General features: G+C 64.9%; 23 protein-coding genes. 13 read left to right on the top strand and 10 right to left on the bottom strand.

The genetic code is table 11. The annotated features are described in order from the left end of the window. Nucleotides 1-320: 320 nt before the first annotated feature. Nucleotides 321-1,901, top strand: a complete 1,581-nt coding sequence (locus PMN64_RS12940) for an alkaline phosphatase D family protein (RefSeq protein WP_411780967.1) — start codon at nt 321-323, stop codon at nt 1,899-1,901. Nucleotides 1,902-2,068: 167 nt separating this feature from the next. Further along, entirely contained in the window at nt 2,069-2,887 is an 819-nt protein-coding gene (locus PMN64_RS12935; RefSeq protein ID WP_411780966.1) for an aldo/keto reductase, read from the top strand. Between the two features lie 68 nt (nt 2,888-2,955). On the opposite strand, the gene PMN64_RS12930 is transcribed toward PMN64_RS12935, so the two are convergent. Then, nucleotides 2,956-3,186 (bottom strand): hypothetical protein, encoded by a 231-nt coding sequence (locus PMN64_RS12930; RefSeq protein WP_411780965.1) that lies wholly within the window; start codon nt 3,184-3,186, stop codon nt 2,956-2,958. A gap of 232 nt (nt 3,187-3,418) precedes the next feature. Here PMN64_RS12930 and PMN64_RS12925 point away from each other — a divergent pair, with 232 nt between their 5' ends. Further along, entirely contained in the window at nt 3,419-4,699 is a 1,281-nt protein-coding gene (locus PMN64_RS12925; protein ID WP_411780964.1) for an amidohydrolase family protein, read from the top strand. 300 nt (nt 4,700-4,999) lie between these two features. Here PMN64_RS12925 and PMN64_RS12920 read toward each other — a convergent pair whose 3' ends face one another. Together PMN64_RS12920 and PMN64_RS12915 are read right to left on the bottom strand one after the other, a co-directional pair. Continuing rightward, entirely contained in the window at nt 5,000-6,238 is a 1,239-nt protein-coding gene (locus tag PMN64_RS12920; RefSeq protein ID WP_411780963.1) for a PLP-dependent aminotransferase family protein, read from the bottom strand. A gap of 60 nt (nt 6,239-6,298) precedes the next feature. Then, nucleotides 6,299-6,841 (bottom strand): DUF3124 domain-containing protein, encoded by a 543-nt coding sequence (locus PMN64_RS12915; protein WP_411780962.1) that lies wholly within the window; start codon nt 6,839-6,841, stop codon nt 6,299-6,301. A 59-nt stretch (nt 6,842-6,900) separates the two neighbouring features. Here PMN64_RS12915 and PMN64_RS12910 point away from each other — a divergent pair, with 59 nt between their 5' ends. The 4 genes from PMN64_RS12910 (at nt 6,901) to PMN64_RS12895 (ending at nt 12,395) form a co-directional block, all read left to right on the top strand. Next, nucleotides 6,901-8,634 carry a cation:proton antiporter gene (locus PMN64_RS12910; protein ID WP_028339524.1) on the top strand — a complete coding sequence of 578 codons (1,734 nt, stop codon included), beginning with the start codon at nt 6,901-6,903 and terminating at the stop codon, nt 8,632-8,634. 251 nt (nt 8,635-8,885) lie between these two features. Beyond that, nucleotides 8,886-9,962 carry a 3,4-dihydroxy-2-butanone-4-phosphate synthase gene (gene ribB / locus PMN64_RS12905; RefSeq protein ID WP_028334516.1) on the top strand — a complete coding sequence of 359 codons (1,077 nt, stop codon included), beginning with the start codon at nt 8,886-8,888 and terminating at the stop codon, nt 9,960-9,962. A gap of 188 nt (nt 9,963-10,150) precedes the next feature. Beyond that, nucleotides 10,151-11,365 carry an acyl-CoA dehydrogenase gene (locus PMN64_RS12900; RefSeq protein ID WP_411780961.1) on the top strand — a complete coding sequence of 405 codons (1,215 nt, stop codon included), beginning with the start codon at nt 10,151-10,153 and terminating at the stop codon, nt 11,363-11,365. A 112-nt stretch (nt 11,366-11,477) separates the two neighbouring features. Beyond that, nucleotides 11,478-12,395 carry an MBL fold metallo-hydrolase gene (locus tag PMN64_RS12895; RefSeq protein ID WP_411780960.1) on the top strand — a complete coding sequence of 306 codons (918 nt, stop codon included), beginning with the start codon at nt 11,478-11,480 and terminating at the stop codon, nt 12,393-12,395. Nucleotides 12,396-12,487: 92 nt separating this feature from the next. Here PMN64_RS12895 and PMN64_RS12890 read toward each other — a convergent pair whose 3' ends face one another. Both PMN64_RS12890 and PMN64_RS12885 read right to left on the bottom strand, forming a co-directional pair. Then, a complete protein-coding gene (locus PMN64_RS12890; protein WP_411780959.1) occupies nt 12,488-13,345 on the bottom strand; it encodes a DUF1499 domain-containing protein in 858 nt (285 codons plus the stop codon). A gap of 351 nt (nt 13,346-13,696) precedes the next feature. Next, the gene (locus PMN64_RS12885; protein WP_411780958.1) at nt 13,697-15,325 is read right to left on the bottom strand and encodes a fatty-acid--CoA ligase; all 1,629 of its coding nucleotides are present in this window, start codon (nt 15,323-15,325) and stop codon (nt 13,697-13,699) included. A gap of 76 nt (nt 15,326-15,401) precedes the next feature. Here PMN64_RS12885 and PMN64_RS12880 point away from each other — a divergent pair, with 76 nt between their 5' ends. Continuing rightward, nucleotides 15,402-16,595 (top strand): extensin family protein, encoded by a 1,194-nt coding sequence (locus PMN64_RS12880; RefSeq protein ID WP_411780957.1) that lies wholly within the window; start codon nt 15,402-15,404, stop codon nt 16,593-16,595. A 17-nt stretch (nt 16,596-16,612) separates the two neighbouring features. Here the strand turns inward: PMN64_RS12880 and PMN64_RS12875 are convergent, their stop codons facing one another. Continuing rightward, on the bottom strand, nt 16,613-17,290 hold the full coding sequence (locus tag PMN64_RS12875; protein ID WP_028339518.1) for a L,D-transpeptidase: 678 nt from the start codon (nt 17,288-17,290) through the stop codon (nt 16,613-16,615). A 336-nt stretch (nt 17,291-17,626) separates the two neighbouring features. Between PMN64_RS12875 and PMN64_RS12870 the strand changes: the two genes are divergently transcribed. Both PMN64_RS12870 and PMN64_RS12865 read left to right on the top strand, forming a co-directional pair. Beyond that, the gene (locus tag PMN64_RS12870; RefSeq protein ID WP_304499071.1) at nt 17,627-18,604 is read left to right on the top strand and encodes a magnesium transporter CorA family protein; all 978 of its coding nucleotides are present in this window, start codon (nt 17,627-17,629) and stop codon (nt 18,602-18,604) included. Between the two features lie 130 nt (nt 18,605-18,734). Then, entirely contained in the window at nt 18,735-18,956 is a 222-nt protein-coding gene (locus PMN64_RS12865) for a hypothetical protein (protein WP_063607063.1), read from the top strand. Between the two features lie 133 nt (nt 18,957-19,089). On the opposite strand, the gene PMN64_RS12860 is transcribed toward PMN64_RS12865, so the two are convergent. After that, entirely contained in the window at nt 19,090-19,842 is a 753-nt protein-coding gene (locus PMN64_RS12860; protein ID WP_028339516.1) for an SDR family NAD(P)-dependent oxidoreductase, read from the bottom strand. A gap of 156 nt (nt 19,843-19,998) precedes the next feature. After that, the gene (gene pdxH / locus PMN64_RS12855; RefSeq protein ID WP_411780956.1) at nt 19,999-20,640 is read right to left on the bottom strand and encodes a pyridoxamine 5'-phosphate oxidase; all 642 of its coding nucleotides are present in this window, start codon (nt 20,638-20,640) and stop codon (nt 19,999-20,001) included. Nucleotides 20,641-20,745: 105 nt separating this feature from the next. Here pdxH and PMN64_RS12850 point away from each other — a divergent pair, with 105 nt between their 5' ends. Then, nucleotides 20,746-21,156 (top strand): RT0821/Lpp0805 family surface protein, encoded by a 411-nt coding sequence (locus PMN64_RS12850; protein WP_411780955.1) that lies wholly within the window; start codon nt 20,746-20,748, stop codon nt 21,154-21,156. 118 nt (nt 21,157-21,274) lie between these two features. Next, a complete protein-coding gene (locus PMN64_RS12845; RefSeq protein WP_411780954.1) occupies nt 21,275-22,240 on the top strand; it encodes a DnaJ C-terminal domain-containing protein in 966 nt (321 codons plus the stop codon). 385 nt (nt 22,241-22,625) lie between these two features. Here PMN64_RS12845 and PMN64_RS12840 read toward each other — a convergent pair whose 3' ends face one another. Both PMN64_RS12840 and PMN64_RS12835 read right to left on the bottom strand, forming a co-directional pair. Then, the gene (locus PMN64_RS12840) at nt 22,626-23,390 is read right to left on the bottom strand and encodes an anti-sigma factor family protein (protein ID WP_411780953.1); all 765 of its coding nucleotides are present in this window, start codon (nt 23,388-23,390) and stop codon (nt 22,626-22,628) included. Between the two features lie 67 nt (nt 23,391-23,457). Beyond that, nucleotides 23,458-23,946 (bottom strand): sigma-70 family RNA polymerase sigma factor, encoded by a 489-nt coding sequence (locus PMN64_RS12835; RefSeq protein ID WP_016844579.1) that lies wholly within the window; start codon nt 23,944-23,946, stop codon nt 23,458-23,460. A gap of 229 nt (nt 23,947-24,175) precedes the next feature. Here PMN64_RS12835 and PMN64_RS12830 point away from each other — a divergent pair, with 229 nt between their 5' ends. Continuing rightward, on the top strand, nt 24,176-24,775 hold the full coding sequence (locus PMN64_RS12830; protein ID WP_411780952.1) for a histidine phosphatase family protein: 600 nt from the start codon (nt 24,176-24,178) through the stop codon (nt 24,773-24,775). The last annotated feature ends 61 nt before the right edge of the window (nt 24,776-24,836 follow it).

Here is a 24,836-nt window from a genome sequence, read left to right as displayed (position 1 = left end):
CCTCGAATCTTTGCAAATCCGATGGAATCACACCCCACTGAGATCACTCACCCATTTTTCAGTCAGGCTCTGAGGAGGCCGCGAAGCGGCCGTCTCGAAGGATGGACGGCCCCGTCCGTGGCCGATTCATCCTTCGAGGCTCGCTCCGCTCGCGCCTCAGGATGACGGGTTTAGATCGAATGCTCGGCGTGCTGCGTTCCAATCGACGTGGCCGAGTCATCCCGCCGTCGCAAAACCGTCGGCGGAGAGCCAAGAAACCGTAAGGCCGGAGTCAAGGAGCGCAGGCAAAACCTTCGTTGCGATTCGACGAAGGTTATTCGATGCCGACAGCGAACTCCGCGAGGCGGCGAGGCCTCACCCGGCGTCAGCTTCTGGTGCGCTCGGCGTCGACCGCGGCGCTGGCGGGATTCGGCGCGCTGGCAAGACCGTATCTGAGCCGCGCCGCGGATCGGCCCGCGATCGCGGGCATCCAGTCCGGCGACGTCGCCAGCGATTCCGCTGTCATCTGGGCCCGCGCCGATCGCGCGGCGCGGATGCGCATCGAATGCGCGGCGGTCGAAAGCTTCGCCACCATCCTGCGCGCCGCGTCCGCTGACGCGCTGCCCGAGCGCGACTTCACCGCAAAGCTGTTGCTCGACGGCCTGCCGCCGGGCCAGGACCTGTTCTATCGCGTCAGCTTCGAGGACCGCGACGGCACATCAGGCGAAAGCCGCATCGGGCATTTCCGCACCGCGCCGGTCGACCGCTGCTCGGTCTCCTTCGTCTGGTCGGGCGACGTCGTCGGGCAGGGCTGGGGCATCGACCCCGCGCGCGGCGGCTTGCGCAGCTACCGCACCATGCTGGACGAGCGCCCGGACTTCTTCATCCATTCCGGCGATCACATCTATGCCGATTGCACGGTGCCGTCGGAGCAGAAGCTCCCGAACGGCGAGGTATGGCGCAACATCGTCACCGAGGAGAAATCCGTCGTCGCGCACAGCCTCGATGAGTTTCGCGGCAACTACAGATACAACTGGCTCGACGAGAATTTCCGCGCCTTCCACGCCGAAGTGCCGATGTTCGCGCAGTGGGACGACCACGAGGTGGCCGACGACTGGTCGCCGCTCGGCACCACTGATGCGACCGGCTATGAGGCGGACGGCAGTTCGCGTCTGGTGGCGCGGGCACGCCGCGCCTTCCACGAATTCATGCCGATGCGGCTGATGCCGGAGCGCGATGGCCGCGTCTACTGCAAGATTCCCTACGGGCCTCTGCTCGACGTCTTCATCATCGACATGCGCTCGTACCGCGATTCCAGCTGGAACAAGCAGGGCGATCCGGAGCAGGCTTGCATCCTCGGCCAGAGTCAGCTCGCCTGGCTGAAGCGGGAGCTGGTGGCGTCGGATGCTGTGTGGAAGGTGATCGCGGCGGATCTGCCGATCGGCCTCGTCAGCCTGGATGCGGTCGCGCTCGGCGACGGCCCGCCCGCGCGGCGCGAGCACGAGATCGCCGATCTGTTGTCCTTCATGAAGCGCGCCGGCATCCGCAACACGGTGTGGCTCACCGCCGACATGCACTACACCGCCGCGCATCACTATGATCCGAACCGCGCGATGTTCCAGGAGTTCGAGCCGTTCTGGGAGTTCGTCTCCGGTCCGCTGCATGCCGGCACCTGGTCGCCGGGCCAGCTCGACAACACCTTTGGCCCGAAGGCGATGTACCAGAAGGGCTGCTCGGCCGAGCAGGGCGACAATCTCGCGCCGTGCTTCGGCCTGCAATTCTTCGGCCGCGTCGACATCGACGGCAAGACCGGGGTGATGACGGTGACGCTGAAGGACGTCGACAACCACGATCTCTGGTCGGTCGATATCGAGCCGCGGCCGGACGCGCGGCCCGGCCAGATCATGGCGCAACACATCTAGCGCCGTCTCTGATCCCGTCGCGACATCTTGATTGCCGGCGTCTTGCCCGAAGGGCCGGTTTGCGGGCAGACTGCATGTCGGCAGTCCTGCCAATTTCATTCCCACGAAACGATTTGCTGGCGTGACGTCGTCGATGGCATCGGCGTCCCACGCGTCAGGAGCTATCCATGGAAAATCTGCAGACACAGGGCATCAGCCTGCCGCAGCTCGGGCTCGGCACCTTCCGCATGCAGGGCGACGCCTGCCGCGCGGCGGTCGAGAGCGCGCTCGGGCTCGGTTATCGGCATATCGACACCGCCGAGATGTACGGCAATGAAGAGGCAATCGGGGCGGCGATCGCGACATCGAATGTCGCACGCAAGGACCTGCACGTGACCACCAAGGTCTGGCACGAGAACCTGGCGCCGGATGCGATCCGGACAGCGTTCGACGCCAGCTTGAAGAAGCTGCGGCTCGATCACGTCGATCTCTATCTGGTGCACTGGCCGTCGCGGAGCATGAAGCTGCCTGCCGTTTTCGAGACGTTGATGAAGCTGAAGGAGGAAGGCCGCACCCGCGCGATCGGCGTCGCCAATTTCACCACCGCGCTGCTCAAGACCGTGGTCGAGGACATCAAGGCACCGATCGCCTGCAACCAGATCGAATATCACGCGATGCTGGACCAGACGCCGGTGCGCAAATATCTCGCCGCGAAATCGATCCCGCTGGTGGCCTATTGTCCGCTCGCCCAGGGCCGCTTCGCCACCGACGAGACGCTGGCGAAAATCGGCAGCAAGCATGATGCGACCGCAGCACAGGTGGCGCTGAAATGGCTGCTCGATCAGGATGGCGTGGCGGCTATTCCGAAAGCCTCGCGCGCCGAAAGCCAAAAGGCCAATCTCGACGCACTGAAGGTCAAGCTCGACGACGAGGACCGCAAGGCGATTGCGGCGCTGCGCAAGGACATGCGCTGCGTCGATCCGGGGTTTGCGCCGGCGTGGGATTGAGGACGCTGGCCCTGAGAAGCAGAAAAGAAAATGGCTCCGTGAGGAGCCATTTTCCGTTGTGTCGGTCGTTAGTAGCGATGACGTTTGATGATCACCGTCCGGTCGTGGTCGTGATGCCAGCCGTGATGCCAACCGCGATGCCAGCCACGGTCATGGCGCATTTCGGCGCGTGCGCCCCAGCCGCGGTCCCAGTGATGATGACCGCCATGTCTGATCACGACCGTCTCGGCGCTCGCGATCGACGGGACGGCCACCGCAAGCGCACCAACCGCCGCAAGAAGAAAGCCAATCTTTTTCATCTCATCCTCCTCAAATAAGTGAAGAGAAAACCGTGCGAACTTTGAAACGTTCCTCAGGAACCAGAGGAGTTTTCTGAACAGTTGTTCAGCAACAACAGCCGTTGCGGCGCTCGCCGCGAGCAGGCTGCATAACCGACAGCGAGCGCCGCCGCCCCCTCTCGGCGGCCTTGCCTAACTTCGGCGTCCGACGCATCATCGCGTCATAAAAATCAATGTTCGGGGGGACGTTGCCGTGAGCGAATTTTCACGCCGGGATTTTTTGAAAGTGACGGGATCGGCCGCTGCCGCCGCCATCGCCGGGCCGGCCGCTGCGGCGATGGGGCCGGACGACAAGTTCGACCTCGTGATCAAGAACGGCGATGTCATCGATCCCAGCCAGTCGCTGCGCGGCAAGCGGGACATCGGCATCCGCTGGGGCATCATCGAGGCGATCGAAGACGAGATCCCGGCTGCCCGCGCCGCCAAGACCATCGACGCCTCGGGCAAGGTCGTGATGCCGGGCCTGGTCGATCTGCACTGCCACGTCTACCCGTATGGATCGGCGATCGGCATTCCCGCCGACGAGCTGGTGCAATTCCAGGGCACCACGACGGTGGTCTCGGCGGGCGACGCCGGTGTCAACAACCTCGCGGCGCTGCGGCGCTTCATCGTGGCGCAATCGCGGGCCCGGATCTACGCCTTCGTCCATATCGTCAACAACGGCCTGTCGGCATTCCCGGTGGCCGAGCTCTACAACATCGACAACGCCCAGGTCGAAGCCTGCGCGATGGCGCTGGCCGAGAACGCCGACTTCCTGATCGGGGTCAAGGTGCGGATGTCGGAAAACGTCATCTTCAAGCATGGCCTCGAGCCATTGAAGCGCGGCATCCAGGCCTGCGAGATGTGCGGCTGGCCGGCGCGGATGATGGTGCATATCGGCGGCGTCGAGACCAGGGAGCTGATGGCCGACATCCTCAATCTGCTGCGGCCCGGCGATATCCTGACCCATGCCTATTCCGGCGCGCCGAACATGTCCGGCGCTTTCACCAATATCGTGCAGGAGGGCAAGCTGTTGCCGGCTGCGCTCGCGGCCAAGCAGCGCGGCGTGCTGTTCGACGTCGGCCATGGCGGCGGCAGCTTCGATTTCACGGTGGCCGAAGTCGCGATCCCCGCCGGCTGCACGCCCGATACGATCTCCTCCGACATCCACGTCTTCTCGGGCAACTCGCCCGGCATCCCGTTCCTGCCGAACGTGATGAGCAAGTTCCTCGCGATGGGCTCCTCGCTGGATCAGGTGGTGGCGATGGCGACCTCGGTGCCGGCGCGGATCATCAACCGCACCCCGAAGATCGGCACGCTGCAGCGTGGCGCGCCCGGCGACGTCGCGATCATGGACCTCGTCGAAGGCCCGGTCTCCTTCGTCGACACCCGCAACAACAAGCGCGACGGCAATCTGCTGCTGAAGCCGGTGCAGACCGTGGTCAACGGCGTGCCGTTCGGCCGGCCCTATCAGGCGCCGTTCTCGGTGAGGTAGGCGCGCGGATCGGTAGAGCATGATGAGATCAGATCGAATGGCGACCGCAAGCGCGCTGCGCTCCCTCGCCCCGTTCTTACGGGGCGAGGGTTGGGGTGAGGGGCTGCCTCCGCGTATCCGGCGATAGCTGAGGTTGCGGAGGCTCCCCCTCACCCGGAACGCATCTGACGATGCGTCATAGCCGAAGCTCTGCTTCGGCGTTCTTGAGAACGGCCGCCAAAGGCGGCCTGCGCCTCTCCCCGCACGCGGGGCGAGGTGAAGCGGAGTCCGCAGCTCACTTCAGCGCAAAGTCATCATGATCTAGCCGCGCTTCTCCACATTGCTGCTGCGCGCCGGCACGCCGAACTCCTTGCGGCATACCTCCGCCAGCACGGCGACGCCCTCGCGGATCTGCTCGTGCGAGGGGCTGGCGAAGCAGAGGCGGAGCCGGCTGCCGGAATGGGCCTTGCTGGTCGACCATTCCGGTCCCGGATTGATCGAGACGCCGGCGGCAAGCGCCGCCTGATAGAGCTTCAGCGTGTCGACATTGTCGGGCAGCTTGACCCAGAGGAAGATGCCGCCCTTGGGCGCCGTGAACTCGGCCGCGGTGCCGAACTGCTCGTTCAGCGCCTCCATCAGCGTATCGAGCTTGGCGCGCAGGCCCTTGGTCAGGCGCGGCACGTGGGTCGAAAAATGCGGCGCGCAATATTCCGCGAGCACCATCTGCTCCAGTGCGCCGGAGCCGGCGTCGGTCTTCAGCGGCAGCATTCGCGACATGATCTCCCAGGGCGCGACGATGAAGCCGACCCGCAGCGCAGGCGCGATCGATTTGGAGAACGAGCCGATATGGATCACGCCGCCATGCTTGCTCATGGCATAGATCGCGGGCGGCCGTTCGCCGCTCCAGATCAAATCGGCATAGCAATCGTCCTCGAAGATCGGCACGCCGTATTCCCTTGACAGCTTCAGCATCTCGGCGCGGCGGCTCTCGGGAAGGATCGAGCCGGTCGGGTTCTGCACCGTCGGGATGGTGTAGATGTATTTCGGCGTGATGCCGCGCCGCTTGTGATCGGCGAGCGCCGCGGCCAGCGCATCGATCCTTATGCCCTCGCCATCGAGGGGAATGCCGACCGCATTGACGCCGAGCCGTGTCAGCCGGTTCAGCGAGCCCTGATAGGTTTCCTGCTCGATCAGTACGGTGTCGCCCTTGGCCAGCAATGTGTGATTGACCAGGTCGAGCGCCTGCAGCGAGCCGGAGACGATCATGATCTCGTCCGCCGTGCAGGCGATCCCGGCGTCGCGCTTCAGCTTCTCGGTCAGGAACTGGCGCAGCGGCAGATAGCCCTGCGGCCCGTGCGCGAGATTGTAGGTCGCGAGATTCCTGCCCTCGCGCTTCAACACGGCGTTGACCGCCTCCAGCAGCCCGTCGACCGGGACCTGATCGGGATCGTTGTTGCCGCCGACGAAGCTGTATTTGGCGAGCCCGGTCCAGCGTGCGGCCGGCGCAGGCAGGCCGGCCGGAAACAGCGGTGCAAAGTCGAACTGGGCTGAGGTGGACATGGACGTTTCGCTCCGTGTTGTTATCGTTGAGAAGGCCGCGGCAAGCGGCCTTCCATGAGGTTAGTTCTTGCCGACCAGGCGGATCGGCCGGCCCTGGCTGACGAAGGCGTAGTGCCCCGCGCCGACACTGCCGACCATCAGGGCCTCGACCGCCGGTTCCGCGATGTCGCCGGCGGCCGCCCAATCGACCACGAAATTCGCGCCGGTGCCGCCGCGGGTATCGGTCGTGGCGATCGCGACCTCGACCGTCGCAAACGGTTTTAGCGCGACCGGCGATTTGAGGTAGCTCTCCACCATCTTGCCTGATGTGTCGAAATAGGCGATCCGCTTCAGCACCAGCGGCTTCGTCTCGGAGGCGTTGTGCACGCTGAGCGTCACCGAAAAATCGGCCCTGAGCTTGCCCTGGCTCATCGACACGCTGGAATACACCGGCACGTAGAATGCACCGGACGCGGTGAGGCCCTCCGATGGCACCGCCGTCAACGAGTTCGCGAAATTTTGTTCAATACTTCCGGGGGATTGTGCTAGCGCCTCTGACATGCGCACGGTGAGCAGGCAGAGCAAAACTGCGAGAAAAATGCCGCCTGCGCGGATGTGACACATTGCTCGGTTGATCCTCACGCCCGGCCCTCTAGGTTGCGGCAACAGGAAGTCTTTGACGCATGCATGAACTGATTCCCGATATCACGCTCTGTATTCTCTTTGCTTGGGGGATCGGGCTGTTGGCCCACTTCTCCCGGCAACCGCTGATACTGGCGTACCTTATCGCCGGCTTTTTCATTGGTCCATTCGGCATGGGCTGGGTCAAGTCCCAGGAATCGATCAGCGTCATCTCCGAGCTCGGCCTGATCTTCATGCTGTTCATGATCGGGCTGGAAATCGACCTCAAGAAGATCATCCGTGCCGGCAAGGTCATCCTGTTCGCCGGTGCCGGCGAGCTGATCGGCGGCTGTCTGATCGGCGTGGCGTTCTTTGCCGCTATCGGGCTTGCGGTCGGCGGCGGCAAGTTCGACGCAATCTATCTCTGCGTCGCCTGCGCGCTGTCCTCGACCGTGATCATCGTCAAGGTGCTCTACGAGAAGCGCGAGCTGGACACGCTGCCGGGCCGCATCACGCTCGGCGTGCTGGTGCTGCAGGACATCTTCGCGATCCTGTTCCTGGCGGTGCAGCCGAGCCTGGACAATCTGCAGATCAGTGTCGTGCTGCTGTCGATTGCCCGCGTCGCGGTGCTGGTCGCGACCGCGCTGGTGCTGAGCCGCTACGTGCTGCCGCGGCTGTTCCACCAGATCGCGCGGCGGCCCGAGCTCGTGCTGCTCGGCGCGCTCGCCTGGTGCTTCCTGATCGGCGAGATCGCCGAGCGGCTGCATCTGTCGCGCGAGATGGGTTCGCTGGTCGCCGGCGTCTCGATCTCGACCTTTCCCTACGCGCTCGACGTCACCGCCAAGGTCACGACGCTGCGGGATTTCTTCATCACCCTGTTCTTTGTCGCGCTCGGCATGACGATCCCGATTCCGGGCCTCTCGGTGATCTGGCTTGCGCTTGTCATCGCGGCCTTCACGGTGGCGAGCCGCCTGATCACGACATTCACGCCGCTCTATCTGATGAAGCAGGGGCTGCGCGCCAGCCTGCTGCCGGCGATCAACCTGGCGCAGATCTCCGAGTTCTCGCTGGTGGTGATCCAGACCGGTGTCGCCGCCAACCACATCGGAACCGAAACCGCGAGTGCGGTCTCGTTCGCCTTCGTGGTGCTGGCGGTGCTCTCGACCTTCGCGATGGGACGCAGCGACCAGATCGTGCGCGGCCTGATCGGTCCGTTGAAGCGGATCGGGCTGCGCGACCTCGACCAGGAAGGCCAGGGCCGCGGCGAGGCTGGGCACGAGGGCGGACATGGCGAGATCCGGCGCATCGTCATCCTCGGCTTTTTCCGCGCGGCGAGCGCGCTGATCAGCCAGATCGAGCGGCAGAACCAGTCGCTGCTCGAGCAGATCAGCGTCATCGATTTCAACCCGCTGGTGTTCCGCACGCTGTCCGACCGCGGCATGCATGTGATCTATGGTGACATCAGCAATGTCGACACCCTGGTTCATGCCGGCATCGGCAAGGCCGAGATCATCATCCTGAGCGTGCCGGACTTCCTCTTGGTCGGCGCCGACAATGAGAAGCTGGTGCGCCACGTCCGCGCCCTCAATCCGACCGCGCGGATCGTTGCCACCGCGGACCTCCTGACCGGCGTCGACGACCTCTACAGCGCCGGCGCCGACTACGTGACCGTGACCCGGCTCAGCGACGCCGGCGAGCTCTATTCGGTGATCGAAGCGGCCGACGCCGGCCTGCTCGACGACAAGCGCGCCGAGCTGGACGTCCAGCTCAGCGACCGGCGCGAGGTGCTGCCATAGGGCGAGCCAGTTTTGTAGCCCGGATGGAGCCAACGGGTCGCGCGAACGCGCGCCCGATGACAGGCTCCGCGAAATCCGGGGATCGTGCACGCGGAAATGTCCCGGATTGCGCTTCGCTCCATCCGGGCTACGGAAGCCGCCGTCACCGCCCTGGTATGCCTGCCGGATGCATGGCGGGTTGCATAATGATACTGGCGCTGACATCGGAACCCGGCTAATCCACTGCCTGCATATAGCGAGATGTCAGGACAATGGCCGATACGATCCAGGAAGTGCTGCAAGCCTTTGCGAAGGGTGAACTCGTCGTCGTCACCGACGATGACGATCGGGAAGGCGAGGGCGATCTGATCGTCGCGGCGTCGTTCTGCACGGCGGAGAAGATGGCCTTCATCATCCGCCACACCTCCGGCATCGTCTGCGCGCCGATCACCACCGAGGACGCCCGCCGGTTGCGGCTCGACCCGATGGTGGCGCACAACGAGTCCAATCATACCACCGCCTTCACGGTCTCGATCGACTACAAGCCCGATGGCGGCACCGGCATCTCGGCCGAGGAGCGCGCCTCCTGCTGCCGCGCGCTCGCCAATCCCAACGCCGGCGCCAATGATTTTGCGCGCCCCGGCCACATCTTCCCGCTGATCGCGCGCGACGGCGGCGTGCTGCTGCGCTCCGGCCACACCGAGGCGGCGGTCGATCTGTGCCGGCTCTCCGGGCTGCCGCCGGTCGGCGTCATCAGCGAGCTGATGAACGACGATGGAACCGTGATGAAGGGCGAGCAGGTCGCGAAATTCGCCGCCGCCCACAAGCTCAAGCATGTCACGATCGCGGACATGATCGCCTATCGCCAGGCGCGCGAGAAGCTGATCGAGCGGGTCGCGACCTTTACCACCGAAAGCCCGATCGGTCCGCTGCAGGGCTACGCCTATCGCTCGCCGTTCGACGAGATCATGCACGCCGCCTTCGTCTATAACGGCATCGGCGACGGCCGGGACGTGCTGACGCGGCTGCACAAGCCCAACATCGTGAAAGACCTGTTCACCGGGCCGGCGCGAATGGAAGCCGTGTTGCGGCACTTCAAGGACGCCGGCCGCGGCGTGCTGGTATATCTGCGCGATGGTGCCGCCGGTGTTCCGGTCGAGCCGGTCGGCGAGCAGAAGACGGCGGAGGCCGATCGCCACAGGCAGTGGCGCGAGGTCGGCGTCGGGGCACAGATCCTGCGCGATCTCGGCGTTACCTCGATCCGGCACCTGACTTCGTCGGTGCACGACTATAAGGGATTGTCAGGTTTCGGCATCGAGATCGTGTCGAACGAGAAGCTGGAGACTTAACGTCAGTCATTCGGGGGATGCACAGCATCGAACCCTCGGGTGCGCGATTGCGCACCAGAATCTCGAAATTCCGGGTTCGCGCCAGTGCGCGCCCCGGAATGACGGTGAGAGGATCACCAATTGCGCTTCGCAGCATAGCGCTTTAATTTACCCGCCAATTTCCGATAGACGATGCGAAAGGATGTTTCATGAGCGTGCGCCCCCAGGCCAAGGACAAGCCGGCTGCCGCCAGCTTCCAGTGGGATGATCCGTTCCTGCTCGACGACCAGCTCACCGAAGACGAGCGCCTGATCCGCGACACGGCGCGGGCCTATGCGCAGGACAAGCTGCTGCCGCGGGTCACCAAGGCCTATCTGGAAGAGAAAACCGACCGCGAGATCTTCAACGAAATGGGCGAGCTCGGCCTGATCGGCGTGACGCTGCCCGAGGAGTATGGCTGCGCCAATGCGAGCTACGTGGCCTATGGCCTCGTGGCGCGCGAGATCGAGCGCGTCGATAGCGGCTATCGCTCGATGAACTCGGTGCAGTCGTCGCTGGTGATGTATCCGATCTATGCCTATGGTGACGAAAACCAGCGCAAGAAATATCTGCCCAAGCTCGCGACCGGGGAATGGGTCGGCTGCTTCGGCCTGACCGAGCCGGATGCCGGTTCCGATCCCGGCGGCATGAAGACCCGCGCCGAGAAAGTCGCTGACGGCTACAAGCTGAACGGCGCCAAGATGTGGATCTCGAACGCGCCGATCGCCGACGTATTCGTGGTGTGGGCCAAGTCGGCTGCGCACGACAACCAGATCCGCGGCTTCATCCTCGAGAAGGGCATGAAGGGCCTGTCGGCGCCGAAGGTCGGCGGCAAGCTCTCGCTGCGTGCCTCGATCACCGGCGAGATCGTGCTCGACAATGTGGTGGTGCCGGAAAGCGCGCTGCTGCCCAACGTCTCCGGCCTCAAGGGCCCGTTCGGCTGCCTCAACCGCGCCCGCTACGGCATCTCCTGGGGCGCACTGGGCGCTGCCGAGGACTGCATGCATCGCGCGCGGCAATACACGCTCGACCGCAAGCAGTTTGGCCGGCCGCTCGCCGCCACCCAGCTGGTGCAGAAGAAACTCGCCGACATGGAGACCGAGATCGCGCTCGGCCTGCAGGCCTCGTTGCGCGTCGGCCGCCTGATGGACGAGGGCAAGATGGCCCCCGAGATGATCTCGATCGTCAAGCGCAACAATTGCGGCAAGTCGCTCGACATCGCCCGCATGGCGCGCGACATGCACGGCGGCAATGGCATCCAGATCGAGTATCACGTGATGCGTCACGCGGCGAACCTCGAGACGGTGAACACCTATGAGGGTACGCACGACGTCCATGCGCTGATCCTCGGCCGCGGGATCACCGGCATCCAGGCGTTCTCGTAAATCCTTTCACAGTCATTCCGGGGCGATGCGTCAGCATCGAACCCGGAATCTCGAGATTCCGGGTTCAGCCCTGTCGGGCTGCCCCGGAATGACGTCGGAGTGAAATTCCAAAATGGCCGACAACGACGACATCCCGTTCAACCGCGATTTTCCGCTGAAGCCCGGCGTGGTCGAACAGGTCCGCCCCGGCGTTCGCCGTGTCCTCTGCAACAATCCGAGCCCGTTCACCTTCACCGGCACGGTCAGCTACATCGTCGGCGAGGGCAAGGTCGCGATCATCGATCCCGGTCCCGACGACGAGGCGCATGCCAGGGCGCTGCTCGATGCGGTCAAGGGCGAGACCGTGACGCATATCCTGGTCACCCATACCCATCGCGACCATTCGCCGAACACGCCGCGGATCAAGGCCGCGACCGGCGCGCCGGTCTATGCCGAGGGACCGCACCGCGCCTCGCGCCCGCGCTTCGAGAGCGAGAAGCACAATCCGGAATCCGGCGCCGACCGCGATTTCCGGCCCGATGTGCAGGTCAAGCATGGCGACGTCATCGAGGGGGCGGGCTTTGCGCTGGAGGCGGTCGCCACCCCCGGCCACACCGCCAACCATCTGGCGTTCGCCTGGGCCGAGCGCAGCATCAATTTCGTCGGCGACCATGTGATGGGTTGGTCGACCTCGATCGTGGCGCCGCCGGACGGCTCGATGATCGACTACATGGCCTCGCTGGAGCGGCTGGAGCAGCGGCCCGAGCAGCTGTATTTCTCCGGCCACGGCCCGGAGATTCCTGAAGGCCCGCGCTACGTCCGTTTCCTGGCGCGGCATCGCCGGGCGCGCGAGGCGTCGATCCTGCATCGTCTCGGCAAGGGCGAGGCCGACATCCCGACCATGGTGCGGGCGATCTATATCGGGCTCGATCCGCGCCTCGCCAATGCCGCCGGCTATTCGGTGCTGGCGCATCTGGAGGACCTCGTTGCACGCGGCATCGTGGCGACGGATGGCGATCCCGTGATCGGCGGGACGTACCGGATGGTCTAGTTCGTCATTCCGGGATGGTACGAAGCACCAGACCCGGAATCTCGAGATTCCGGGTTCATCGCTGCGCGATGCCCCGGAATGACGCTACCGCGTCACTTCTTCACCGTCTTCGCCGGCGGTGCCTTTGGCGCGACAGGAGCGGCCTTCTTCGCCGGCTTGGAATTGTCGCTCTCGGCGGCGGTGTTGAGGTCCTCGATCAGCTTCTTGACGCGAGCGGCGTTGCTGCCGAGATCGGTGTCGAAATAGCGCGATGCCGAGCGGATATCGACGCGGGAGTCCTCGTCGTCAGGCGTGACCCGGATCGAGACGTCCTCGCGGAAACCCATGATCGGCGTGCGCGCCACCGCCTCGATGCGGCCGATGCGGCGCGGCGGCTGCGGCGCGCGGGCGTCGATGACGAGCCATTTGCGGCGGTTCACCAGCCGCAGCGTCAGCTCATAGGCGCGGTCGACCGGGGTTTCGAGCTCGACGGTTTCGATATCGGGATAGGCCGCGCGCTGCTTCTCGGCCGAATAGAGGCCGGCATAGGCGGCAGGATTGGTGCCTTCCCCGGTGCGCAGCCGCGCCAGCGCCTCGAACCTCGGCGGGTCGATCGCGTCGGTGGTGACGTCGTAGATCCGCGGCAGCTTGCGGTACTGATAGATGAGGTAGGCCGGGTAGGCGAGGATCGCCGCGTCGATCAGCAGCGCGAGCAGGATCCGGCCCATGCCGCGGGTGCCGTTCTGCCAGATCGCGGCAAAGGCGGCCAGCCCAAGCAGGATCGACAGGCCGGCCAGGCCCAGCGCGCCGAAGAAGGTCGCCAGCGCCGGTTTGACCTCCAGGAACCCGAAGCGGACGATCAGGATCGAGACCACCACCGCGACGACGGAGAAGATGGCAAGGTTGCGCGACCAGGTGGCGAGACCGGACACGGGCTCCTGCTGGTAGGGAGCGGAAAACCTGCGCGCCATCGTCGAAAAATCTGCCGGTTGAGATGTCCTCAGGCGACCTCGGCCGCCGCGATCAGTCGTGTGAGACCACGGACCTGCGGCGAATTCAAGGGATTTGGGTGTCGAAGCGCCTTGGATGGGCCGTCGTGCCCGGGCCAACTGGCCGAAGACGCGCTTCACGCTCCTGCCGGGCTGCGGCGTCAACCCGGATCGTTCACGCCGCAGCAATTGTGTAGCCCGGATGGAGCCAACGGGTCGCGCGAACGCGCGCCCGATGACAGGCTCCGCGAAATCCGGGGGCAGGTCTTTCCGTCGATCGCCGAACCCCGGATTGCGCTTCGCTCCATCCGGGCTACGATCTCTCGTGTTGCCTCACGCGGCGGCGGTCGGGAAAGTGTAGTCCTTGAACTGGTCGCGCAGCGCCGTTTTCAGGATCTTGCCGGTCGCGGTGTGGGGGATGCCGTCGACGAAGGCGACGTCGTCGGGCATCCACCATTTGGCGATCTTGCCGTCCATGAACTTCAGGATGTCCTCGCGCGTGGCGCTCTGGCCCTGCTTGAGCTGCACGATCAGCAGCGGCCGCTCATCCCATTTGGGGTGATGGACGCCGATCACGGCGGCTTCCGCGACCGCCGGATGGCCGATCGCGAGGTTCTCGAGATCGATCGAGGAGATCCATTCGCCGCCGGACTTGATCACGTCCTTGGAGCGGTCGGTGATCCGCATGTAGCCGTGCTCGTCCATCGTCGAGACGTCGCCGGTGTCGAAATAGCCGGTATCGTCGAGGATGTTGCTGTCGACCCGGAAATAGGCCTTGGCGATCGCCGGGCCCGAGACCTTGAGACGGCCGAAGGTCTTGCCGTCCCACGGCAGCTCCTTGCCGGCATCGTCGGTGATCTTCATCTCGACGCCGAACGGCGGATAGCCCTGGGTCTGCAGGACGTCGAGCCGCTCCTCGCCGGTGCGCTCGGTGAACGGCGGCTTCAGCGTCGCCAGCGTGCCGAGCGGGCTCATCTCGGTCATGCCCCAGGCGTGGCGCACCTGGCTGCCCATGTCGAGGAACGCCTTGATCATCGAGCGCGGCATCGCCGACCCGCCGCAGATCACCATCTGCAGATCCGGCAGCTTGACGTTGTTGGCGGCCATGTATTGCAGCAGCATCAGCCACACCGTCGGCACGCCGGCGGTGTGCGTGACCTTCTCGGTCGACAGCAACTCGTACACCGAGGCGCCGTCGAGCTTCGGGCCCGGCATCACGAGCTTGGTGCCCATCGACGGCGCGGAGAAGGCGATGCCCCAGCTGTTGGCATGGAACAAGGGGACCACCGGAAGCATTGTGTCCGACGCGGAGGTGCCGAGCGCGTCCTTCGAGTTGGCCATCAGCGCGTGCAACACGTTGGAGCGGTGCGAATAAAGTACACCCTTGGGATCGCCCGTCGTGCCGGAGGTGTAGCACATCGCCGCCGCGGTGTTCTCGTCGAAGGTCTTCCACTCGAACTTGCCGTCGGATGCCGCGATCCAGTCCTCATAGGCGACCGCGTTCTTCAGCGTGGTCTGCGGCATGTGCGCCTTGTCGGTCAGCACCACGTAGCGCTCGACGCTCGGCAGCTGGCCTGCAATCTTCTCCAGCACCGGAACGAAGGTGAGGTCGGTGATGACGATGCGGTCCTGGGCGTGGTTGACGATCCAGGCGATCTGCTCCGGAAACAGGCGCGGATTGACCGTATGGCAGATCGCGCCGATCCCCATGATGCCGTACCAGACCTCGAGGTGGCGCCAGGTGTTCCAGGCGATGGTGGCGACGCGGTCGCCGAGCTTGATGCCGTCGCGTTCCAGGCTCTGCGAGACCTTCAGTGCGCGGGCATGGATTTGAGCGTAGGTGGTGCGATGAATGGGGCCTTCGACCGACCGCGTCACGACTTCCTGCGTGCCGTGATATTTGGCGGCGTGCTCAATAATCTTGTGACACAGCAAGGGCCAATCTTGCATCAAACCAAGCATACGCAAATCCCTCCTCGATCCTCACGCATGATCCGCCGGCATCTTGGACGGCCGGCAGTAAAATCATGGAACTGACATGAACTTTAGCGCGGAGAAAGCAAGCCGAAAATGGCCTGTTGGCGCGTTTCGTCGCGGGGGCGCGGCAATGGTTACCGCCGCCGCCCTGCTGCTTTGCCTTGGCATGCAAGCAGGCCCCGCCGAGGCCGCCCGCCGCGCGCCCAGCTTTCCGTGGGACGATCTGTTCGGCACCCGGCCGCAAAGGCCGCACAAGGCAGTCCGCCGCTCGGCGGTGCCGCTGCCGAAGCCGCGCCCGGCGCAGGCGCCAACCCACGCGCCGGCGGCAACCGAGCCCGAGCCGCCCGCGGCCGAGACGCAGTCTCCGGCCGCGCCTACTGAGGCGGCCAGGCCGAGCGAGAGGGCCAAGCCGGTTGAGGCGGCAAAGCCGGCCGAGCCCGCCGCGCCGCAGCTTTCGGCCTGCCGGCAGGCCCTGACCGAGGAGATCGCGATTGCCCCGAGCGTTCCGGATATTCACGGCGCCGGGGGCTGCGGCGGCGAGGATCTGGTGCGGCTCGAGGCGATCGTGCTGGCGGACAAGCGCAAGGTCGCGGTCAAGCCCGCGGCGATCCTCCGCTGCAAGATGGCCGCTGCGGTCGTCGACTGGGTCCGCACCGATATCGCGCCGCTCGCGCAGAGCCTCGGGGGCGGGATCAGCAATCTCGACAATTTCGACTCGTTCGAATGCCGCGGCCGCAATCGGGTCGCCGGCGCGCAGCTCTCCGAGCACGGCCGCGCCAATGCGCTTGACGTGCGCGCCCTCGGTCTCGCCAACGGCAAGTCGATCTCGCTGACTGACCGCAGCGTGCCGCGTGATCTGCGCGAGACGGTGCTGCACTCGGTTTGCGCCCGCTTCTCCACGGTGCTCGGGCCGGGCTCGGACTGGTACCACGAGGACCACATCCATCTCGACCTGATCGAGCGTCGCAACAATTACCGGATCTGCCAGTGGAACGTGGACGACCCGCTGCCGCAAGTCGCGCCGCTGTTGCCGGCCGAGCGCCCCGAAGAGGCGCCGCCGCGCGAGGTCGCCACCAAATCCGACGCGTCGAAGACGGACGCACCCAGAATTGACCAAGGCAAGGCTGACCACGGCAAGTCTGACGCTGGCAAGAAGCCGGACGGCACAAAATCAGATGATGCGGCTGCGCCTGACCGCAGCGCCGAGACCAAGACGCAGCCAACAAAAAAGCGCCGGCAAAGCCGGCGCTTTTGATCGCGATTGCGATGTGATCAGTAGGTCGTGCCGCCGCCGCCCTGCAGCGCCATCTGCGGCTTGTAGGGCGAGTCGCCGTGCTTCGGCTCCAGCACCACGACGATGGTGCCGAGCTTGACCCGGTTGTAGAGGTCGATGACGTCCTCGTTGGTCATGCGGATGCAGCCCGAGGAGATCGACGCGCCGATATATTCCGGCTGGTTGGTGCCGTGGATGCGGAACAGGGTGTCCTTGCCGCCCGAATAGAGATACATCGCGCGCGAGCCCATCGGATTGTCCGGGCCCGGGGCCACGAAGGTCGGGACGCCGAGGCGCGAGATTTCGCCGGGGGTCGGGTGCCAGGCCGGCCATTCGGTCATGCTGCCGACCTTGGCGATGCCGGACCAGGCCATGGCTTCCTCGCCGACGGTGATGCCGTAGCGGATCGCCTTGCCGTCGTTCAGCACGTAATAGAGGTAATGGTTGTCGGAATCGACCACGATCGAGCCGGGGGCTTCCTTGCGGTGATACTCGACGATGGCGCGGCGGAACGGTTCAGCCACCGGCGTCTTGACGTAGGTGGTCTTGGCCAGGAGTTCCTTGTCACGCGGCTTGAAGTTCGAGGTATTGGTTGCCTCATAGGTTGTGGCCTGCATGCAGCCTGACAACATCAGGCCCGCGGCCAGAATCCCGAAGGTAACTTTGAGCGACGACATGATTACATTCCAATCGAAAATCCGCGCCCGAAAGCGCCACTATTACGCCCCAAACGCCACGATTCCATGAGGGCAGTATTGCTGAAACGCGCCATTATTCCCAGACTTTAGATGCCTTTCCCGCATCGCGGGACGTCGTCTGTGGCTTTTTTGCCGCAACTGTTCTGGCGCCGGGTTGGTTTTTGTGCAAACAGGCAACGGTCGACGAGTCGGCGCACGTCACTGCCGCCTGGCCGCCACAAGTATGGATGCCCGGTTAATGCCCCGGTCATGAAGCGCCCCCCAGAATCGCGCTAAGTCGGCGGGTCCTGCCAGCCCTGTTTCGTGGAGTTCGTGATGCTGTCGGTGTTCGTTCCGTCCGAGTTTTCGCTCAAGAAGGCCACCGCGACCGACCTCGGCGCGCTGCCCGAGGGAGCGGTCTGGGTCGATCTGGTGAATCCGACGGTGGAGGAGGACCGGGCGGTCGAGAAGCTTGCGGGGATCGCGGTGCCGACCCGGGAAGACATGCAGGAGATCGAGATCTCCAGCCGCCTCTATATCGAGAACAGCGCCCGCTACATGACCGCGACGCTGATGTGCCAGTCCGACACCGACATGCCGCGCACCACGGCGGTCACCTTCATCCTGACCAGCCATCGCCTGGTCACGGTACGCTACGACTTGCCGAAACCTTTCGCGCTGGTCGAGAACAAGCTGGCGCGCGCCTGTGCTCCCGGCATCACCGGCGAGCAGGTGCTGATGGAACTGCTGGACGCTGTGATCGACCGTTGCGCCGATCTCCTGGAGCGCTGCGGAGCCGATATCGACCAGGTGTCTCACGACATCTTCGAGCCGGAGAGCGAGCGCCACGGCCACGCCAAGCAATATTCGCAGATCCTGATCGCGATCGGCCGCAAGGGCGACCTGACCTCGAAGGTTCGCGAAAGCCTGGTCTCGATCGGCCGCCTCGTCACCTTCCTCTCCGCGGTGGTCGAGGGCGTGAAATGGTCCAAGGACATGCGCGAGCAGCTCAAGACCATGCAGCGTGACGTGGCCTCACTGACCGACCACGCCTCCTATCTCTCCAACAAGATCACCTTCGTGCTCGACGCCATGCTCGGCGTGGTCAATCTGGAACAGAACAACATCATCAAGCTGTTCTCGGTGATGGCGGTGGTGCTGATGCCGCCGACGCTGATCGCCTCGATCTACGGCATGAATTTCAAGATCATGCCGGAACTCGAATGGGCGCACGGCTATCCGTATGCACTGGTGCTGATGCTGATTGCGGCCGTTGTGCCGTACTGGATCTTCAAGTGGAAGAAGTGGCTGTAAGCCGGTTCCACGCGTCGCGTTTTGGGACGCGTTTTCTGCCTTATTTCCTCTGCTAAAATTTGAGCGTTGCGCTGAACGTTTGGGCGAAACTTGTCTGCGATAACGCCCGCCTCGAAGCCGGAGGACAGCAATGGTTGAGAAGATCATAACGCCACGGCGTAACGTCATCGACTTTGCGCGCTATCAACAGGATCGCGCAGCAGGCAAGGTGCAGGCGATCTCGCCGACACTCTGCCGTTACTGTGGCGCTGCGTTGCTGGATGGCGAGGACGAAGACGAATGCTCCAGCGCGCTGAATGACGTCGCGCTGCGGCAGCCCGAGAAGAAGTCGCGTCGGTTCTACGCAGACTAGAGGCCGAAGCCTCGGAGGCAGAAGCCTCGTTTGCGTTTGTTACGCCTGCAAGTGAAGCAATCCCAATGACGGCCGCGGCGGCGGCCGGGATCGCCTCAAAACTTCCTTCCCCGAAATACGGCTCTTCCCAGCTTCAGACGTGCTGACCACCGTTGATGTGGATCTCCGCACCGTTCACGTAAGAGCTGGTTTCCGTGCAGAGAACGTAGATGATCTTGGCGACCTCGTCCGGCGTGCCCAGGCGATGCATCGGGATCTGCTGGTCGACGATCTTCTCGGTGCCCGGCGACAGGATCGAGGTATCGATCTCGCCCGGCGCGATCGCGTTGACGCGGACGCCGACGCGACCGAAGTCCGATGCCATCTCGCGCGTCAGCGCCGCGAGCGCCGCCTTCGACGTCGCATAGGCCGCGCCGGCAAACGGATGCACGCGCGAGCCGGCGATCGAGGTGACGTTCACCACCGCGCCCTTGGCGTGTTTCAACTCCTCGAGCAGCCCGCGCGCGATCATGATCGGTGCGAAGAAGTTGACGTGGAAAACGTGGGTCCAGGTCTCGATGTCGGTGTCCATGGTGCCGAGCCGGCCGCCGCCCGCAGCCTTCGGCGAGATCGCGGCGTTGTTGACCAGCGCGTGCAGTTCATCGTTCTCGAGCCGCCTGCGGATCTCGGAGATCGCGCGCACGGTGTCGTCATGGCTGCCGAGATCGACCTCGATGTGGTCTTCCGGCCCGGCGCCCCACGGGCAGACCTCGGGAAACGCATGCCGCGACAGCGTGATGACGCGCCAGCCGGCGGACGAGAACCGGATCGCGGTGGCATGGCCGATGCCGCGGCTTGCGCCGGTCAGGAGCAGCGTGCGCCGCGGCGCATTGGATGGGTGGGGCATCGGCGGTTTCTTTCGTTTTCGTCATGCGCGGCGGCGTGCTGGGCATCCACGCCTTCGAACGACTTGGGATGACTTGGGATCAAGACGTCGATGGCCGGGGTCATCCTATACGAAGACACGCTTCGCGCTTTCGCCCGGCTATGACGGTCGCAGCTTTCAGGGATAGAGCCGCACCTTCGACCAGGCGCTGCCGGCGCCGTCGCGGCGGAATTCGATGCGATCGTGCAGGCGGTACGGGCGGTCGTGCCAGAACTCGAAGCGCTGCGGCGTGATCCGCCAGCCGCTCCAGCCCGGCGGCCGCGGCACCTCGCCGATGACATATTTCGCACCGGTCTTGGCGATCGCCTGCTCGAAGGCGAAGCGGCTCTCCAGCTGCTGCGACTGTTTGCTGGCCCAGGCGCCGATCTGTGCCTGCTTCGGCCTCGTGGCGAAATAGGCGTCGGCCTCGGCATCGGTCACCGGTGTGACCGGTCCGCGGATGCGCACCTGGCGGCGCAGCGATTTCCAATGGAAGAGTAAAGCGGCCTTAGGATTTGCGGCCAATTCGCGGCCCTTGGCGCTCGCAATGTGGCTGTAGAACACGAAGCCGTCGGCATCGAAGCCCTTCATCAGCACCATCCGCACGTCGGGCAGGCCGTCGGGATCGACGGTCGCAAGCGCCATCGCATTCGGATCGTTCGGCTCGGACTTGACCGCCTCCGCAAACCATTCGGCGAACAGGGCGAACGGCTCCTCCGCCGCGGTGAAATCACCCGATGTTAACGGTGTCGGGTGTTTGATGGAGGTCGTGTCGGTCATGTCAGGAGTCCCGATTTGCATCCGCCCGCGTCCGAAAGCGCGTTACTAGCCCTATATAGGGCATGGGGGCGCGTTGGCCTATCGGCGATCCACCCCGCAGGCGCGGTGGTGACATTGGTCCTGATCGGCGTCGGCGCAAGCGGCTGCAGCCTGTCGCGCAGCGACGCCTTCGCCAAGATCGACGACAAGGATGTGACGGGCTCGATCAGCCCGACCCAGGTCAATGCGGTGATGCCGACCGACACCGATCTCGCCTTCGCCCGCAATGCCGCCTCCGACGTGCTGACCAAGGGCGACAAGGATTCCAGCCAGCCCTGGGAAAATCCGGAAACCGGCGCGCGCGGTTCGGTGACGCCGCTGGCCCAGGCCTATTCGGGCGAGGATGGCAAGACGTGCCGGGATTTCCTTGCCAGCTACGTCAATGGAGCCACCGAGAGCTGGCTGCAGGGCGCCGCGTGCAAGGCTGGACAAGGGCGGTGGGAAATCCATAGCCTGAAGCCCTGGAGAAAATCCTGAGAATTCCGGCGAAGCCGGACTAGTTGCAAAAATGCCACTGAGCCCCCACATGAAGGCAAAGTGGGCCCGGACGGGTTCCCGGCCAGGACTGATTTTTCCCGTGAAGGAGACGTGACGGATGCGCGACCCCTATGAGGTCTTGGGGGTGCAGCGGAGCGCCAGCGCTGCGACGATCAAGAGCGCCTATCGCAAGCTCGCCAAGAAGCATCACCCTGACAACAACAAGAATGATCCGAAGGCGGCGGCCCGCTTTGCGGAGATCAACACGGCCAACGAGATCGTCGGCGACGAGGACAAGCGCAAGCAGTTCGATCGCGGCGAGATCGATGCCGAAGGCAAGCCGCGCTTCCAGGGTTTCCCTGGTGGCGGCGCCGGCGGCCGTGCCGGTCCGGGCGGCTTCGAGTACAGTTTCCGCTCTGGGCCCGGCGGCGGCACGGGCGGCGGCAGCTTCGAGGACATCCTCAACAGCATGTTCGGCAATGCCGCTCGCGGCGGCGGCGGCGGCGGCGGCCGCGCGGGCCGGGCCAGTCCGTTCGAGTTTGACGGCGGCGGGGTCGGCGTCGACCTCGATCTTTCGGTCGCCATGACGGTGTCGCTGGAGGAATCGGTCAGGGGCGGAGACAAGCGCGTCCGCCTGCCGACCGGCCGCGAGCTCAACGTCAAGATTCCGCCCGGGGTCGCTGCGGGCCAACAGATCCGGCTAAAGGGGCAGGGTGAGACCGCGCAAGGCCATCCGCCCGGCGATCTCCTGATCACGATCTCGATCGCCCCGCACCCGTTCTTCAAGGTCGACGGCAACGATCTCCGGATCGACCTGCCCATCACCCTCTACGAGGCCGTGCTGGGCGGCAAGGTCCGCGTGCCGACGCTCGGCAGCGCGGTCGAACTGTCGATCCCCAAAAACACCTCGAGCGGCCGTACTTTCCGCGTCAAGGGCAAGGGGCTATCGAAGGCAGGCGTTGTCGGCGATCTCTACGTCACGACCCGCATCATCCTTCCCGACGGGAACGATGCCGAGCTTGAGGCATTGATGCAGACGTGGCGGGAGCGTAACCCCTATAATCCGCGCAGCGATCTCGGCTGACCGCCGAGAGCGCGCCCCAAAGACGCGAAGACGCGAAACTGCAACTACCCCGGAGTCTATCGGGGTAGACGCGGGCACTGCGAGCGCGTCACAAAGGATAACTGGCCGTCCGAGGTCTGCGGCGTGCAGATCGGATGACGGAAAAGGAGTGCGGCCTCGAGAGGGGGACCAGCGCGGTACACAAAACCCCAATCGAGGCCGCGTGCGCCGATCGGCGGATCGGGCGCGGATCATCTTCGCGTGAGCATCCGGTGCGATAATGAGACGCGTCGATGACGCGAATCGAAGTTTTCGATGTCGGAATTGGGACGCTGAGTGAGGCTGGATTCACTTACTCGAAATGAAGCAATTTCGACGACCTGATCTTCCGTAAAATTACGGAAGATCACCCGCCGCTCTTCTCCATCTGATCGTAGACGGCCTGCGCGACCTGGGTCAGGCGCGTGCGATCGGCGCCGCCGCTGACGACATAGGCGACGCCTCGATCGGCCCAGAACAGTGCGCCGTCGCTGCCCTGCACGGCATAGCGCATCTGGGTCGTCTCGGTCTTCACCTTGGCGGTGTAGACCGTGAAGCGCTCACCCGACGTGCTCTCATACATCAGGAACGATGCTGGGCCGCTCGGTCCGGGCAGCAGGCGGCCGCCGACCAGCTTCAGCCCGGTCAGCTCCGGCGCGCGGACGTCCCAGCCGCAGCGCTTGGTCAGCCATTGCTGCAGGTGGTCGCGCTCGCTGCCGGGCACCTCGACGGGATGCCGGACCTCGACCACGTAGAGCCGATGCGCATCGAGTGCATCGACCGTAAAGCTCTGGAACGTCGACGGCGTCGCCGCCGCTCCGCGCGCGATCCAGCCAGCGCCGCCGCCGGCGACGAAGGCCATGACCGTCGCCGCCACCGCGCCATAGATCCAGCGGCGCGGCTGGCGCACCAGCCGCTCGAGCTCGAGCCGTTTCGGTACCGCCTCGTCCAGCACGGTGTCGTAGCGTGCATGCAATGTCTCGGCCATCGCGCGCCATGACTGCACCCGCGCCGCGTCGTCAGGATGCGTGGCAAGCCACGCCTCGACATCACCACGGCGTTCGGCCGGCAGCTCGTTGTCGACGTAAGCGTGCAACTCGTCTTCGGTGACGGGAATGTTCGGGTCGGTCATATCAGTCGTCTCTGCCAAATCTTGTTCGAAAATCGTTCATGCATGATGCCGGCCATCGCGCACATTATCATTTCACCCGTCGCAGCGCCGGGCGCTGGCCCTCGATCGAAGCCCGGACATGGGCGCGGGCGCGGGCGAGGCGGGACATCACCGTGCCGATCGGCACGCCCTGGATATCGGCGACCTCCCGGTAGCTCATGCCCTCCAGCATGACGAGCAGCAGCACCGAGCGTTGCTCCTCGACCAGCGTCGACAGCGCGCGCTCGATGTCGCGTCCCTCGGCCTCGGTGCCGCTGGCGTCGGCATTGTTGTCGAGCAGCGGCACGAACGCCGGCCGCCGCGCCAGCGAACGCCGGCGATTCTTGTTCAGATTGGTCAGGATCGTGTAGAGCCAGCTCCTGACGTCGCCGCCGAGAAACAGCCGCTCCGAGCGCAGCGCCCGCACCAGCGTGTCCTGCACCAGATCGTCGGCGATATCCGTGTCACGCGCCAGCGCGCGCGCATAGCGGCGCAGCGCGGGAATCATGGCTTCGACACTTTGACGAAACGCGGTCATGCATCCCAGTCTTCGATGGTCGCGGCGATAGCCGCCTTGTCCAACATAACACCCTGGCGGCGTGGCTATTCCGTCTGCGCCGATCTGCGCGCATACCGCCCAAGCTGCGGCCGATTTGGGCTTGTCGCCGGCCGAAGTGCTGGTGTACCTCCGGGCCGAAAAAATTCGAAGCGTGGAAGCCTTGAGGCGGCCGACATCTCTCACTCAGCAGGGACCAGCCGTTACTGGAATGCCGGTACCGACGATCTATTACATCCGCCACGGCGAGACCGAGTGGAACGCCGAAGGCCGGCTCCAGGGCGTGCAGGACATCGCCCTCAATGAGCGCGGCCGCGCCCAGGCCGCGCATGCCGGGCGCATCCTCGCCGATCTCCTGGCGCGCGACGGCCGTGACAAGACGACGGTGCCGTTCGTCGCGAGCCCGCTGATCCGGGCGCGCGCCACCATGGAGCTGGTGCGCGCCGAGCTCGGCCTGCCGCCCGGCGACTACGCCCTCGACAGGCGACTGCGCGAGATCGGCTACGGGACGTGGGAGGGCTCGACCTTGGCGCAGGCGCAGGCTGCGGATCCCGCGCTGTATGCCCGCCGTTTGGCCGAGAAGTGGACGGTGTCGCCTGCCGGCGGCGAGAGCTACGTCGACGTCCAGGTGCGGATGACCGACTGGTATCGCTCGGTGACGGCAGACACGGTCGCGGTTGCCCATGGCGGCACGGCGCGGGCGCTGATGGTGGCGCTCGGCTTCGAGACCACGGCCTCGGCCGCCGAGCTCACTATCGAGCAGGGGGCGGTCTATGTGTTCGGCGCGGCGGGGTTGCGGAAGTATAGTTAAGGGCGCGCCGTGTCCCCATCTGTCATTCCGGGGCGATGCGGAGCATCGAACCCGGAATCTC

Origin of the sequence: Bradyrhizobium sp. UFLA01-814 (assembly GCF_046718885.1) — a bacterium.
Lineage (GTDB): Bacteria > Pseudomonadota > Alphaproteobacteria > Rhizobiales > Xanthobacteraceae > Bradyrhizobium > Bradyrhizobium elkanii.
This window is presented reverse-complemented; position numbering and strand designations above follow the sequence as displayed.

Bases quoted from the DNA above. Each gene is read 5' to 3' on its own strand.
- PMN64_RS12870 (WP_304499071.1), top strand. From the start codon at position 17,627: ATGCTGTCGGTGTTCGTTCCGTCCGAGTTTTCGCTCAAGAAGGCCACC.
- PMN64_RS12880 (WP_411780957.1), top strand. From the start codon at position 15,402: ATGAACTTTAGCGCGGAGAAAGCAAGCCGAAAATGGCCTGTTGGCGCG.
- PMN64_RS12875 (WP_028339518.1), bottom strand. From the start codon at position 17,290: ATGTCGTCGCTCAAAGTTACCTTCGGGATTCTGGCCGCGGGCCTGATG.
- PMN64_RS12885 (WP_411780958.1), bottom strand. From the start codon at position 15,325: ATGCTTGGTTTGATGCAAGATTGGCCCTTGCTGTGTCACAAGATTATT.
- PMN64_RS12840 (WP_411780953.1), bottom strand. From the start codon at position 23,390: ATGACCGACCCGAACATTCCCGTCACCGAAGACGAGTTGCACGCTTAC.
- PMN64_RS12890 (WP_411780959.1), bottom strand. From the start codon at position 13,345: ATGGCGCGCAGGTTTTCCGCTCCCTACCAGCAGGAGCCCGTGTCCGGT.
- pdxH (WP_411780956.1), bottom strand. From the start codon at position 20,640: ATGACCGACACGACCTCCATCAAACACCCGACACCGTTAACATCGGGT.
- PMN64_RS12895 (WP_411780960.1), top strand. From the start codon at position 11,478: ATGGCCGACAACGACGACATCCCGTTCAACCGCGATTTTCCGCTGAAG.
- PMN64_RS12915 (WP_411780962.1), bottom strand. From the start codon at position 6,841: ATGTGTCACATCCGCGCAGGCGGCATTTTTCTCGCAGTTTTGCTCTGC.
- PMN64_RS12830 (WP_411780952.1), top strand. From the start codon at position 24,176: ATGCCGGTACCGACGATCTATTACATCCGCCACGGCGAGACCGAGTGG.
- PMN64_RS12910 (WP_028339524.1), top strand. From the start codon at position 6,901: ATGCATGAACTGATTCCCGATATCACGCTCTGTATTCTCTTTGCTTGG.
- PMN64_RS12900 (WP_411780961.1), top strand. From the start codon at position 10,151: ATGAGCGTGCGCCCCCAGGCCAAGGACAAGCCGGCTGCCGCCAGCTTC.
- PMN64_RS12845 (WP_411780954.1), top strand. From the start codon at position 21,275: ATGCGCGACCCCTATGAGGTCTTGGGGGTGCAGCGGAGCGCCAGCGCT.
- PMN64_RS12835 (WP_016844579.1), bottom strand. From the start codon at position 23,946: ATGACCGCGTTTCGTCAAAGTGTCGAAGCCATGATTCCCGCGCTGCGC.
- PMN64_RS12940 (WP_411780967.1), top strand. From the start codon at position 321: ATGCCGACAGCGAACTCCGCGAGGCGGCGAGGCCTCACCCGGCGTCAG.
- PMN64_RS12920 (WP_411780963.1), bottom strand. From the start codon at position 6,238: ATGTCCACCTCAGCCCAGTTCGACTTTGCACCGCTGTTTCCGGCCGGC.
- PMN64_RS12935 (WP_411780966.1), top strand. From the start codon at position 2,069: ATGGAAAATCTGCAGACACAGGGCATCAGCCTGCCGCAGCTCGGGCTC.
- PMN64_RS12930 (WP_411780965.1), bottom strand. From the start codon at position 3,186: ATGAAAAAGATTGGCTTTCTTCTTGCGGCGGTTGGTGCGCTTGCGGTG.
- PMN64_RS12860 (WP_028339516.1), bottom strand. From the start codon at position 19,842: ATGCCCCACCCATCCAATGCGCCGCGGCGCACGCTGCTCCTGACCGGC.
- PMN64_RS12865 (WP_063607063.1), top strand. From the start codon at position 18,735: ATGGTTGAGAAGATCATAACGCCACGGCGTAACGTCATCGACTTTGCG.
- ribB (WP_028334516.1), top strand. From the start codon at position 8,886: ATGGCCGATACGATCCAGGAAGTGCTGCAAGCCTTTGCGAAGGGTGAA.